The sequence below is a fragment of the Neorhizobium sp. 05N33 genome (assembly GCF_056397445.1).
This window is the reverse complement of record NZ_JBFTNK010000013.1, coordinates 18,980-31,802: the sequence shown is the minus strand read 5'-3', so window position 1 is coordinate 31,802 and position 12,823 is coordinate 18,980. Positions and strand designations below refer to the sequence as shown.

At 61.3% G+C, this 12,823-nt stretch carries 11 protein-coding genes and 1 pseudogene; 4 read left to right on the top strand and 8 right to left on the bottom strand.

Features of this window, described 5'->3' with window-relative positions:
• Nucleotides 1-46 precede the first annotated feature (46 nt).
• Both AC1DLT_RS24800 and AC1DLT_RS24795 read right to left on the bottom strand, forming a co-directional pair.
• Nucleotides 47-2,110, bottom strand: coding sequence for a 3-hydroxyacyl-CoA dehydrogenase NAD-binding domain-containing protein (locus AC1DLT_RS24800; RefSeq protein WP_477488520.1), 2,064 nt, complete (start codon nt 2,108-2,110; stop codon nt 47-49).
• Between the two features lie 19 nt (nt 2,111-2,129).
• The gene (locus tag AC1DLT_RS24795) at nt 2,130-2,909 is read right to left on the bottom strand and encodes an enoyl-CoA hydratase-related protein (protein ID WP_436112874.1); all 780 of its coding nucleotides are present in this window, start codon (nt 2,907-2,909) and stop codon (nt 2,130-2,132) included.
• Nucleotides 2,910-3,169: 260 nt separating this feature from the next.
• On the opposite strand from AC1DLT_RS24795, the gene AC1DLT_RS24790 reads away from it, so the two are divergent.
• From AC1DLT_RS24790 to AC1DLT_RS24780, 3 genes are read left to right on the top strand one after another with little or no spacing between them, the layout of a single operon-like run.
• Nucleotides 3,170-4,198, top strand: a complete 1,029-nt coding sequence (locus AC1DLT_RS24790; protein ID WP_477488519.1) for an acyl-CoA dehydrogenase family protein — start codon at nt 3,170-3,172, stop codon at nt 4,196-4,198.
• 15 nt (nt 4,199-4,213) lie between these two features.
• On the top strand, nt 4,214-5,377 hold the full coding sequence (locus AC1DLT_RS24785; RefSeq protein ID WP_436112872.1) for an acyl-CoA dehydrogenase family protein: 1,164 nt from the start codon (nt 4,214-4,216) through the stop codon (nt 5,375-5,377).
• A gap of 17 nt (nt 5,378-5,394) precedes the next feature.
• Nucleotides 5,395-6,702, top strand: a complete 1,308-nt coding sequence (locus AC1DLT_RS24780) for a CaiB/BaiF CoA transferase family protein (protein WP_477488518.1) — start codon at nt 5,395-5,397, stop codon at nt 6,700-6,702.
• A gap of 182 nt (nt 6,703-6,884) precedes the next feature.
• Here the strand turns inward: AC1DLT_RS24780 and AC1DLT_RS24775 are convergent.
• Nucleotides 6,885-7,265 (bottom strand): annotated as a pseudogene (locus tag AC1DLT_RS24775) (alanine racemase); the annotation flags it as partial.
• Between the two features lie 209 nt (nt 7,266-7,474).
• Nucleotides 7,475-8,284 (bottom strand): VOC family protein, encoded by an 810-nt coding sequence (locus AC1DLT_RS24770; protein ID WP_477488517.1) that lies wholly within the window; start codon nt 8,282-8,284, stop codon nt 7,475-7,477.
• On the opposite strand from AC1DLT_RS24770, the gene AC1DLT_RS24765 reads away from it, so the two are divergent.
• On the top strand, nt 8,187-8,750 hold the full coding sequence (locus AC1DLT_RS24765; protein WP_477488516.1) for an NADPH-dependent FMN reductase: 564 nt from the start codon (nt 8,187-8,189) through the stop codon (nt 8,748-8,750). The two genes, AC1DLT_RS24770 and AC1DLT_RS24765, sit on opposite strands and share 98 nt — an antisense overlap.
• Before the next feature lie 96 nt (nt 8,751-8,846).
• Here the strand turns inward: AC1DLT_RS24765 and hpaI are convergent, their stop codons facing one another.
• Genes hpaI through gabD form a run of 4 tightly spaced genes read right to left on the bottom strand, consistent with a single transcriptional unit; the run spans nt 8,847 to nt 12,821 of the window.
• Entirely contained in the window at nt 8,847-9,659 is an 813-nt protein-coding gene (hpaI, locus tag AC1DLT_RS24760; RefSeq protein WP_436112868.1) for a 4-hydroxy-2-oxoheptanedioate aldolase, read from the bottom strand.
• Nucleotides 9,660-9,670: 11 nt separating this feature from the next.
• A complete protein-coding gene (hpaH, locus tag AC1DLT_RS24755; protein ID WP_436112867.1) occupies nt 9,671-10,474 on the bottom strand; it encodes a 2-oxo-hept-4-ene-1,7-dioate hydratase in 804 nt (267 codons plus the stop codon).
• A gap of 2 nt (nt 10,475-10,476) precedes the next feature.
• Nucleotides 10,477-11,346: a fumarylacetoacetate hydrolase family protein gene (locus AC1DLT_RS24750; protein WP_436112866.1), complete on the bottom strand. Its 870-nt coding sequence runs from the start codon at nt 11,344-11,346 to the stop codon at nt 10,477-10,479.
• 20 nt (nt 11,347-11,366) lie between these two features.
• Nucleotides 11,367-12,821: an NADP-dependent succinate-semialdehyde dehydrogenase gene (gene gabD, locus AC1DLT_RS24745; RefSeq protein WP_436112865.1), complete on the bottom strand. Its 1,455-nt coding sequence runs from the start codon at nt 12,819-12,821 to the stop codon at nt 11,367-11,369.
• Nucleotides 12,822-12,823 lie beyond the last annotated feature (2 nt).

The window sequence follows — 12,823 nt, the reverse complement described above, 5'->3', positions numbered from 1 at the left end:
CACTATCGTCACTTCCGGCTTCAGCCGAGCTTGCGCCTTCCTATTGCTATCGGCTAAGCACGCGACCAAGGTCGCCCCGCCTGAAACCGTGGCCGGCCGCCTCCGCAAGCTCGTCCATAGCGCTTTCGAGATGCGCGCGAGGCTGCCGATCCGCCCAGAACAGCGGACCGCCGCGATAGGCCGGAAAACCATAGCCGTTCACCATTGCGAGATCGACGTCCGAGACACGCTGGGCAATACCTTCCTCCAGCAGCAGCGCCGCTTCGTTGACCATGGCTGCCAACGCCCTGCGGACGATGTCCTGTTCCGCGAAGCTGTGGCCGGCACGGCCGGCCTCGGTTCGGCAAGCCTCGATGACGCGCTGCGTTTCGGGATCGGGCGTCCGGCGTCCGCCCACCGCCCCATAGGCATACCAACCGGCGCCGGTTTTGCGGCCGAGGCGTCCGGCCTCGCACAGCCGGTCGGCAATCCTAACATAGCGCTCGCGCGGATCGCGGCTTGCGGCCTGCCGCTGGCGTGTCTTCCAGGCGATGTCGAGGCCGGACAAGTCGGAAACGGCAAAGGGTCCCATAGCAAAGCCGAAACTTTCGAGCGCGCGATCCACCTGTTCGGGCGAGGCGCCGTCCTCGACCATGAACTCGCAGTGTCGCCGGTAGGCGGCATAGATGCGGTTGCCGATGAACCCTTCCCCGACGCCGGCGACGACAGCGGTTTTCTTCAGACGTTTGGCGATCTGAAGCGCGGTCGCCAGCGCACGAGCCGAGGTCTCCCTGCCGCGAACCACCTCCAGAAGTTTCATGATATGTGCCGGGCTGAAGAAATGCAGGCCGACGACGTCCTGCGGGCGGCCACTTGCTTCGGCGAGCCTGTCAAGATCGAGATAGGATGTGTTCGATGCGATCACCGCGCCCGGTCCGGCCAGTTCGCCGAGTTGCCGCATCACCGGCAATTTGACGTCGTAATCCTCGAACACCGCCTCAAGCAGAAGATCGCAGCCGGAAAGGGTATCCACATCGATCGTTGTCGTCAGCCGCTCAATCGTCGCAGCGGCCTTGCCCTCGGCAATACGCCCGGCCTCCACCGACTTCTTGTAGTTTTCGCGGATGCGGCTAATGCCGGCGGCCAGCGCCTCATCGGTCCTGTCGATCAGCGTCACGCCATAGCCCGCATCCAGGAATGCGATCGCTATGCCAGATCCCATCGTTCCGGCGCCGAGGATGCCGACATTCCGGACAGCCGCTGGCTGAATCCCCTCGATCTCGGGGATCTGCAGCGCCTGTCGCTCCGCGAAGAACTGATAGCGTAGCGCGGTTGCCTGCTCGCCACAGCGAAGCTTGTCGAAGGCCGCACGCTCGACGGCAAGCGCCGCATCGAAATCCATCGACGCAGTGCGGTCCAGCACATCCAGCACGATCGCGATCGAGTTGAGTCCCTTGGCGCCTTTTAGCGCCTTCGCCTTGGCCTCATCCAAGGGTTCCGCCGGCTCGACGGGGGGTGACATGTCCCGCAGACGGCGCTTTCCTCCGGCCATCGACTTCGCCGCCGCTACCGCGTGCCTGAGCAGATCCTCATCCGCGATCGCATCGATCATGCCAAGCTCCGCCGCTTCCGGTGCCGGGACCCGACGCCCGGAGGTGATCAGGTCAATCGCCCTGCTCATGCCCGTGAGCCGGGGCAGGCGCTGTGTTCCGCCGGCGCCGGGAATGATGCCGAGCCGGACTTCCGGCAGGCCGACCACCGCATCCGGGCTCGCAATACGGCGATCGCATGCCAGGGCGATCTCATAACCACCGCCGAGAGCTACGCCATGAATGGCGGCTACCACCGGCTTCGGGCATTGTTCGATGGCTGCATTGACTTGCGGAACCAGCGGTTCCCGCAGCGGCTTGCCGAATTCGCGGATGTCGGAGCCGGAAATGAACGTCTTGCCTCCGCCGATGATCACCACCGCCTCGATGGAGCTGTCACCCGCCGCGCGCGCCATGGCGTCGGCGAGCCCCTTGCGAACACCCCAGGAGCCCGCATTGACCGGGGGGTTGTCGATCGTTGCGACAAGCACCCCATCCTCGATCTCGATAGCGACAAAGTTTGCTTCGGCATCTGCTTTCATCTGATCCTCCATCGCCCGATCACCGCCCCTTGAAAACGGGCGCACGCTTCTCGACGACCGCCCTCGTTGCCTCCCGGGCGTCCTCCGTCATCATTAGTCTGGTGCTGAAACCCTGCTCCAACTGATAGCCGTCCTCGACCACCATGAACTCCACGGCGTTCAATGCCTCTTTGCCGAGCCGCAGGCCGAGCGGAGACTTGGTGGCAATCACCGCGGCCAGCGCATTGGCCTCGTCCATCAGTTGCTCCAACGGCACAATGCGGTCGACAAAGCCCCAGCGTTCCGCCTCCTCGACGCTGATCGGCTGCCCCGTAAAGAACATGCGCCGCAGAACGCTCTGCGGCAGATGGCGTCCCATGTGCGCTGTCGCACCGCAGCGGCCGACATTGATTTCCGGCAGTCCGAAACGAGCATTTTGCGAGGCGATGCGGATATCGCATACGGAAGCAATGACCGCGCCGGCACCGAGTGCCGGCCCGTTGACCGCAGCGATCGTCGGCAAGCCGCATTTGCGGATGGTTTCGAAGCATCGGCGTATGATGCGGGCGCGGTAGGGGTCGTCCTCGACCGTGGCTGCTAGAAACTCGTTCAGGTCCAGCCCGGCACAGAAAGCCTTGCTGCCGGACCCGGTCAGGATGATGCAGTTGACGTCCGTCCAGTTGCTTGCGTCCTGAAACAGATCGGCAAGCTCCTGATAGAGCGCCAAGGTGACGACGTTCACGGGCGGATTGTCGAGCGTGATCGTTGCGACCTTATCGGTCTTCTCGATCCTGAGCCGGTCTGAAGGCTGGAATGTCATTACGAATTTTCCTCTGTCGCGATTGACCGTACCGCCCGAAGCCGAGCGAGCGGTCCATCTTTGCCTTGAAAAGCATAAAACTATATCTATGATATATTCAAGTCTATTGCGATTCTCGTTGTCGGGGCCGGCAACTGCCTCCGGTTGGATTGCCGCGAGGCTCACTCCTCGGTCCTTGACGATCCCATAAAACGCAATAAGTTGATTTATAGATTGATAGGGTTGGGAGGAGAGCCGTGTCCGATCCTTTGGAAATAGAAATGATCCGTGATAGCGCGCGCGCTTTTGTGCCCGCCGGAAGCGGGCTGCGGCGTATCCGCGGATTGCGGTTCACAGATAAAGGTTTTGATCGCAACGTCTATCAACAGATGGCTGAAATGGGCTGGCTGATGTTGCGCCTGCCTGAGGCGGCCGGCGGCCTCGGACTGGGAATGGATGCCTATTGTGCACTGGCCCGCGTCCTTGGCAGCGGCCTCGTTCCGGAACCCTTGATCCACGGGGCGCTCGCCGTGAGGCTGATGGGCGAAGCGGCCGATGAGGCCGTACTGTCCGGCCGACGTATCGTTCTTCCCGCCTGGCAGGAAGATTGGGACGGCCTCGATTGGGCCGCCACGATCAAGCTCATAGCCGGCAAGGCATCCGGTAGAAAGCGTTTCGTCCCTGGCGCAGGAGGTGCGGACGCGTTTCTGGTGACTGCGGCCGATAAGGCCGGCCTGGTCGAGGCGGGTGCACAGGGTCTTCGCATCGACAATGAGGGAACGCAGGACGGCGGTCATTTCGGCGATCTCGTGATAGAAGCCGCGCCTGCCGCGATCTTGCCTCTCGACGACCCGGCTGCCGCATTCGACGAAGCCGTTCTCGCGAGCGGCGCCTATTTGCTTGGACTGTGCGAGACGGCGCTGTCAATGACGCTCGATTATCTGAGGGTGYGTCATCAGTTCGGCAAGCCGATCGGCAGCTTCCAGGCCTTGCAGCACCGAGCCGCGGACGTGAAGATCCAAGTGGAATTGCTTGCCGCCAGCATCGCCATGGCTGCGGCGGCTCTTGACGCCGGTGTGCCGGCGCCGCGCCGCGCCGCGCTTGTGTCGCAGGTCAAGACGCGCGCATCGGACACCGCCATGCTCGTTGCCAGAGAAGGTGTGCAAATGCACGGCGCGATCGGCTTTACGGACGAACACGATATTGGCCTTTATGTCCGCAAGGCGATTGTTTGGGCCAACCAGTTCGGCAGTGCCAACTTTCACCGGAAGCGCTTTGCCGCCACCCAGCCCTTTGTCCAGGCTGCTTAGCCGCCGGGAGAGAAAATGAGTTGCAATACCCGAAACGAAATTTATCGCACTATGAGCGATGCGGACTTCCGCAGCGAAGCCCGCGCCTTCATCGAGGCAAATTATCCCGACATTCCTCGCTTCTCGCAGAGGCGTCTGCATTTCAGCCAAAGCCGACCGTGGTACATGGCCTTAGCTCAGAAGGGATGGATCGCTCCCGCATGGCCGGTCGAGTATGGCGGCATGGGGCTTTCCGCCACAAAGCAATTGATCTGGATCGAGGAAAACGAGCGCTTCGGTGCGGTGCGCATCAACGATATCGGGCCTGTCATGCTCGGGCCGCTGCTGATCCGGTTCGGAACTGACGAGCAGAAAGCCAGGTTTCTTCCGCCGATCCTGAGCGGCAAACACATCTGGGCGCAAGGCTATAGCGAGCCGAATGCGGGCTCCGATCTCGCCGCCGTGCGCACCGAAGCGGTGCTGGACGGTGAAGAATGGATCATCAACGGCCAGAAGACCTGGACGACTCTAGGAAACGACGCGAACTGGATCTTCATTCTTGCCCGCACCGACAAGAACGCAAAGAAGCAGGCCGGAATCAGCTTCATCCTCATGCCGATGGACCTGCCCGGTATCACCGTGCGCCCAATCGAGAACCTCGAGATGCACGACGAGTTCTGCGAGGTGTTTTTCGATGATGTCCGGGTGCCTGCAGCCAACCTGGTGGGAGAGGTCAACCAGGGCTGGACCATGGCTAAGGCGCTACTCGGACATGAACGGGTCTTCATCGGAGCGCCGCGGCTTTCGGCTCAGGCGCTGAGCCGCCTGCACCTTCTCGCCTGCAAGGTCGGGGTCGATCGGGATCCGGACTTCCAGGACCGGTTCACCAGGCTGCGGCTCGACGTGGCGGATCTGACGGCGCTGTTCGAGACCTATGTCGAGAAGCTACGCCAGGGCGAAGCGATCGGCCCCGAGGTTTCGGTCATGAAGATTTTCCAGAGCGAACTCTACCAGCGCGTCTCTGAGGAAATGATGGCGATCGGCGGCGCGAGTTCGGCCCTGCTGGCACCTCTTGAAAATGATCCCAAACTGCATGCCGCCGGGACCTATCTGATGGCACGCCCGACGACAATCTTCGGTGGTTCCAACGAAATATTGCGAAACGTGCTGGCAAGGTCGGTGCTAGATCTGCCCTCCTGACGAGACGAAAGACGCTTATGACAACGACAGAAGCCCCGTCGCCCAGCGCTCCACCTGTAGCGAGCGGTTGCCTTTCTCACCTGACAGTGCTCGACCTCAGCCGTGTATTCGCCGGTCCGTTGGCCGGTCAGATCCTGGCCGATCTAGGTGCCGAGGTGATCAAGATCGAGCATCCCGTATATGGTGACGACGTTCGCCATCTCGGTATCAACCGCAAGGACGCGCAGGGTCGCGAAACCGGAGAGACCTCGTCTTTCCTGGCCACGAACCGTGGAAAAAAATCAGTTGCCGTCGATCTGAAGGCGCCGGAAGGGCAGAAGATCGTCCGGGAACTTGCAGTGAACGCCGATGTCGTCATCGAGAACTTCAAGGTCGGCACGTTGGCGCGCTACGGGCTCGGTTACGAGGATATCCGCCAGGTCAATCCCGACGTCGTCTATTGTTCTATCACCGGCTTCGGCCAGACAGGACCCAATGCGGATCTGCCTGGCTACGACCCGTTGTTTCAGGCCCTGAGCGGTCTCATGAGCATCACCGGTGTCCCCGACGGTTTGCCAGGAGCGGGGCCGAACCTCGTCGGCTACAGCGTCTCCGACATCACGGCCGGTCTCTACGCGACGATCGCCATTCTTGCCGCTCTCAGCCACCGTGATCGCGGAGGAGGCGGGCAACAGATCGATCTTGCTCTTCTCGATGCCCAGGTCTCCAGCATGTCGCATATTGCGATGAACTATCTTGTGTCAGGGGAGGCGCCGGTGCGCGCCGGCTCCGCTTCGCAGATCACGTGTCCGTGGCAGGCCTTCGGGCGTGCCGACGTGGACATCATGATTGCCGTCGGGAACGACCGGCAGTTCAACCGACTTTGCGAGGTGCTGGATATCCCGGACGTCGCGGACGATCCGCGCTTCCGCACCAACCGCGATCGGATGGCGAACAGCGCCGTGCTGTTGCCGCGGCTCGATGAGGCATTCGCGGGTGCGCGGGTCGCGGATTGGGTGGAGGGTCTTACAGCCGCCGACATTCCTTGCAGCCCCATCAACACGATTCCGCAAATGCTTGGCAACCCGCAGATCCGCCATCGCCAAATGGTGGTCGAGGTACCGAACGAACGGACTGGCGACGTGAAGCTGATCGCAAACCCTATTCGCCTGTTGAGCACCCCGCTGACCTATGATCGAGATAAAGCTTTGCTGCTTGGGGGTGCTGAGAGCCCTTTAGGATTGCGGCTTGCTGAGGGCATGCAACAAAGGGATCTTCCTTGGGCAGCACGAAACGAGAGACCGTGCCGTCGAATGGCACCAGACCGCCATCGGTGGAGAAGGTAGCGGTCGCGGCGCCGCTTTCCACCATGTCTGCCGGAGCCTGCGTGCCACGCACATAAATCGGCTCCTGTTTCGCCAATGCGTCGACATAATCCCAGCCGTATTTGTCGACAACCTGCTTGAACCAGAAGAGCACAGCATCATCATCTGCGGGATAGGTTAGAATCAGCTTGGCCTAACAGGTGATCGATGTCGCCGAGAAGCGCCCTGTTCGTCGACAGCAGACGAGCCTCGTCAGGAGAAAGGCCGAGCCGCGACATGCCGGTGTCGAACTGCAGGGCGGCCGGCAGACGCCGGCCCAGCTCGCGCGCTGCCGATGCCCAGTTGGCGACCTGCTCCAGAGAGTTCAATACCGGAATGAAACCGCCGTCGGCACATCGGATCTCATTGCCTGGCTGCAAACCGTTGAGAACGAATATACGGGCATCCGATCCGATGCAGGGTTTCAGCGCCACCGCTTCGGCGAAATGGGCGACATAAAAATCTCGACACCCGGCGTCGTAGAGTGCCGGAGCGACACGGCCCACGCCCGGGCCGTAGGCGTCCGCCTTGACGACAGAAGCAGCCTTTGCAGGTCCCACCAGGTGTTGCTGTCGCCAGCCTGGCCTTGGAGCGCAACACGCCGACGCCACCATCCCAGCTGTCTTCTGAAAGCGGCGCCTTGGTTTCCGTCTTGAACAGCGTGAAGAACCCCAATCGAGATGGCTGGAGACGGACGGCACAATGACCGGCTGTTGGCGAAGCGCGCGAAGCGTTGAGGCTCTCTGTTCAGTGGTCAGGTATTAAGACCGGAGCGAATGCCCTTGCGCGCCTCGGCTGCATCGCGTTCGCGCCGGTCGACAAAGGCTTCGAAATCGAAGTTGAGAAGATCGATTTCCTCGATCGGGTCGTATGCGCGCGATGCGCCCTCCCAACCGATCTTGTCGATACCCCAGTAGAATTCCAGCAGATTCCCATCGGGGTCACGGGCATAGAAGCGCGGCTGGTTACCGGGTCCGCCTTTCCGGCTGTTGACGATCTCGACGCCCCCGTCCCGCATTTTCGTAAAGAGCCCCTTCAGGTCTTCCGGCGTGTTCAGCTCGAACGCGATGTGGTGCAACCCGAAGCCAAAGCGCGGCGCATCCGGCGCATCGGCGGCGAGAATGTTGCGACGCATCCGGAAGATCGACATTTCGTGATGCGTGACGTCACACCGCAGGAAAGCTCCCGCGGCAACGGCAACGCCGTGGCCGATCTTCTCTTCCGGATATTCGAACTTTTCCGTCAGACGCATCCCGAGATACGTCGAATAAAAATCGATCGTGCGATCGATATCCCTGACCGTGAGCCCAACGTGACCAAGCCTGACAACGCGAACCTCCATGCGATGACTCTCCTTTACAATATCCGTTAATTGAACATATATGTTCTTTATATGAACGCTGTCATCAAAGCAAGAGCGCGAAACAGGCAATCTCACCCCGGAACAGGCTATAAAGCGAGGGAAAATGACTAAAACAATCAGCATCGCGGTAATCTGCGGAAGTCTTCGCCAAGGATCGTTCAATGCGGCAATCGCACGGGAATTTTCGGCGCTTGCGCCCACCGGAATCTCCTTCCGTCCGCTGGACGGCATGGAACGTATTCCGCACTACAATGCGGATATCCACTCTGAGGGTTGTCCTGCCATTGTGCTCGACTGGGCCGACATCATCCGGTCTTCGGATGCCGTTGTGTTCATCACACCCGAATACAATTACTCGATCCCCGGTGTTTTGAAGAATGCGCTCGATTGGTTATCACGGCTGTCTCCGGCGCCGTTTTCGGGCAAGCCGGTGGCAATCCAGACGGCTTCGATCGGCATGCTCGGCGGTGCGCGGGCGCAATACCACCTGAGACAGGTGCTGCTCTATCTCGATGCATTCGTGTTGAACAGGCCCGAGATCATGATCGCAGATGCAGCCAGCAAGATCTCGGCGCAGGGCGAGCTTACTGACCGAGCAACGCGGCAGTTGATCGCAGAACAGTTCGTCGCGCTTCAGGGGCTTATCCAGAGGGTAGCGGCGTCTTAAGCATGTCCCTCAAACCGTGCAGCGGTTCGATCACGACATGCGGAAAACCAAAACATTAAAGCGGCAGCAGGGAATTTGGAGGATTTGGGAGGCGCTTTAGTAGACCTTTGCCGCGCCCGAACTTCCGGCGGTGGTCGCGCCAGCGTTTCGAAAATCGGAGAGCTGGCGTGAAGCACCGTTTGCCAAGAGGGCGACATCGTTGCCGATAGCGACGAAGGTGGCGCCGAGTCCCAGATAGCGTTTGGCCAGCGACTGATCGGCGGTCAGGATGCCGGCGGCCTTGCCAAGCGCCCGGATACGGATCAGCGCCGCTTCCACCGCCTGTTGTACCTCGGCATCGCCGGGCCGACCGAGATGGCCCATGTCGGCGGCAAGATCAGCCGGCCCGATGAAAACACCATCTACGCCGTCGGTGGCCGCGATGTCATCGAGTGCGGCCAGTCCAGCGCGGCTCTCAATCTGCAGCAACAGGCAGACCTCGTCATTGGCGGTCTGCAGGTAGTCGGGAACGCGATTAAACGCCGACGCACGGGCAAGCGCTGCCCCGACGCCGCGCACGCCGTGCGGCGGGTAGCGCACCGCGCGCACCATGGCTTTCGCCTGGTCGCCGCTCTCGATCATCGGCACCAGCACCGTCTGTGCGCCGATATCGAGGATCTGCTTCAGGAGCCAAGCCTCGCCGATCGGTGCCCGGATGACCGGGTGGCTCGGCGAACCCTTGAGCGCCTGCAATTGCGTCGTCATCAGAGGGATATCGTTCGGGGCATGCTCGCCGTCGATCAGCAGCCAATCATAGCCGGCATCACCCAGTATTTCGGCCGTATAGGGATTGGCGAGCGCGAGCCACAGTCCGATCTGCGGACGCTTTTCCATCAAGGCCGCTTTGAAGGTGTTTTTGGGCGCCGGCATGGGCATCTCTCCTATGCGAAATAGCTGCTAACGGTGCCGTAGGGTCCGAAATCGGCGACGACGGTGTCGCCGTGGCGTGCTTCGATCGGGCGAACGAAAGAGCCGGCAAGGACGATGTGGCCCGCCTCGATGCGGTCGCCATATTCAGCCAACCGATTGGCAAGCCAGGCAACGCCGCGCGCCGGCTGGTTGAGAACCCCGGCACCCAGACCGGTTTCCTCGACTTCGGCGTTGCGACTGACAATTGCGCCCATCCAGCGCATGTCGACAGTCTCGGGTCGCGCCATGCGCCCGCCGAGCACGATGCCGGCATTGGCCGCGTTATCGGAAATCGTGTCGACGATGGTGCGAGCCTTATTTGTTCCGGGATCGGCCCTAAGGATGCGCGTATCGAGGATTTCCAGCGCTGGGGTGATATAGTCGGTAGCGTTCAGCACATCGAATACGGTGACGCCGGGCCCCTTCAGCGGAGCCTTCATTATGAAGGCGATCTCTGCCTCGATCCGCGGCTGGATGAAGCGGTCCGCAGGTACCGTCGCGCCGTCCTCGAACAGCATGTCGTCGAAGAGGACGCCGGAATCCGGAATGTCGATATTCAGCGCATACTGCATCGCCTTGGAGGTAAGGCCAATCTTCCAGCCGATCACTCTGCGACCTGACGCAACCTTCTTCTTGACCCAGGCCGATTGCACCGCATAGGCGTCGTCCATCGTCATACCGGGGTATTGCAGCGACAAAAGACCGGTCTGTGCGCGTGTCCTCTCTGCGATGTCAAGCTGTTCGGCCGCTTGGCGGATTTCATCGGGTGTCAACACAGTCAAACCTCATCTGCGATCGTGTTGCGCAAGATGCCGATACCATCGGCCTCGACCTCGACGGCATCGCCCGGCTTCAGCCAGATCGGCGGATCGAAGCGGGCACCGGCGCCGGTCGGCGTGCCGGTGACGATCACATCGCCGGGAACCAGCGTAGTGAAGGTCGAGATGTAGTTGATGATCTTGCGGAAGGAAAAGATCATCCGGCTGGTGCGGTCGCTCTGGCGCACTTCGCCGTTGACGCGGGTTTCGAGTCTGATGTCGGCGATCTGCGCCTCGTCCGTGAACGGGATCAGCCAGGGGCCGATCGAGCCGGTGCGGTCGAAATTCTTGCCCTGGGTGACGTTGAACTTGGCATGGCGGACCCAGTCGCGGATCGTGCCCTCATTGCAGAGCGACAGCGCTGCGATATGGGATAGCGCCTCTGCTTCCGGAATCCGGCGGCCGCCCTTGCCGATGACGATGACGATCTCGCCTTCGTAATCGAGCTGCGGGCTTTCCGGTGGGCGGATCAGCGGCTGGCCGTGGCCGGTAAGCGAGCGCGGAAAGCGGATGAACAGGGAAGGATTGGAAGGCGCGGCCTGCCCATCCTTGTATTCCTCGTTGCGGTCGGGGAAGTTCACGCCGACGCAGATGATTTTCTCCGGGGCCGGAACAGGGATTTCATAACGGATGTCCGACACCGGGAAATCGGGCTGCACACCGGCTGTTTCCTCCGCGAGCCTCAACAGTGCGCTATCCGCGATCACCTCGCGCAGCGTTGGCCACTTCGTGCCATGGCGGGCGGAAAGGTCAACAATTCCATCTCCCGTAAGAAGGCCGTATCCACTGTGGCCGTTGCGGGTAAAGCTGACAAACTTCGGGTGCGACATCGTTTTTCTTCCTGTTCAGTTCAGCCGATGCCGCCGAGGCAGACATATTTGACTTCGGTGAATTCCTCGATGCCGTATTTCGAGCCCTCGCGGCCGAGACCCGACAGTTTGACGCCGCCAAACGGCGCTTCGGCTGTCGAGATCAGCCCGGTGTTGACGCCGACCATGCCGTATTCCAACGCCTCGGCCACGCGAAATACCCGGGCGAGATCCTTGGCGTAGAAGTAGGAGGCAAGGCCGAACTCGGTATCGTTCGCCTGCTCGATGACGTCGGCCTCGTCCTTGAAGCGGAACAGCGGCGCCAGCGGCCCGAAGGTTTCTTCGCGCGCCACCGCCATGTCCTTGGTGACATCGCCCAGGATGGTCGCTTCGAAGAAGGTGCCGCCAAGCGCATGTGGCTTGCCACCCTGCAGGATACGCGCACCCTTGCCCAAGGCATCGGCGATATGCTCCTCGACCTTGGCAAGGGCCGCCTTGTCGATCAGCGGTCCGAGGATGACGCCTTCGTCAAAGCCGTTGCCGGTTTTCAGCTTGCCGACGGCCGCCACCAGCTTCGCGGCGAAGGCATCATAGACGCCGTCCTGCACATAGATACGGTTGGCGCAAACACAGGTCTGGCCGTTATTGCGGTATTTGGCAATCAGCGCGCCTTCGACCGCCGCGTCGAGATCAGCATCGTCGAAAACGATGAACGGCGCGTTGCCGCCGAGCTCGAGGCCGAGTTTTTTGATGGTCGTGGCGCTCTGCTTGTAGAGTTCGGTGCCGATTTCGGTCGAACCGGTAAAGGTCAGCTTGCGCACCACCGGGTTCGAGGTCATCTCGCCGCCGATGGCCGCGGCCGAGCCGGTGATGACGCTGAAGAGACCCTTCGGCAGGCCGGCGCGCTCGGCGAGAACCGCAATGGCGATCGCCGAAAACGGCGTCTGCGAGGCGGGCTTCAAGACCATGGCGCAGCCGGCGGCAAAGGCGGGACCGGCCTTGCGGGTGATCATCGCATTGGGGAAGTTCCACGGCGTGATTGCCGCGACGACGCCGATTGGTTGCTTCATCACCATGATGCGCTTGTCGGGCTGGTGGCCGGGGATCAAGTCGCCATAGATGCGACGGCCTTCCTCGGCGAACCATTCGATGAAGCTTGCACCATAGACGATCTCGCCAGTCGCTTCGGCCAACGGCTTGCCCTGTTCGAGCGTCAGGATGCGGCCGAGGTCTTCCTTGTTCTCGATCATCAGATCGAACCATTTACGAAGGACGGCGCAGCGGTCCTTCGCGGTGCGGGCAGCCCAACCCTTCTGCGCCAGGCGAGCGACCTCGATGGCCGTCCTGGTCTCGGCGGCACCCAGCTTCGGCACGAGACCGATGATCTCGCCAGTCGCCGGGTTGTTCACCTCGATGGCGTTGTTCGGATCGGCCTCGATCCAATTATCACCGACAAGAGCGGCTTGGCGGAACAGGGAAGGATCTTGCAATTTCATGG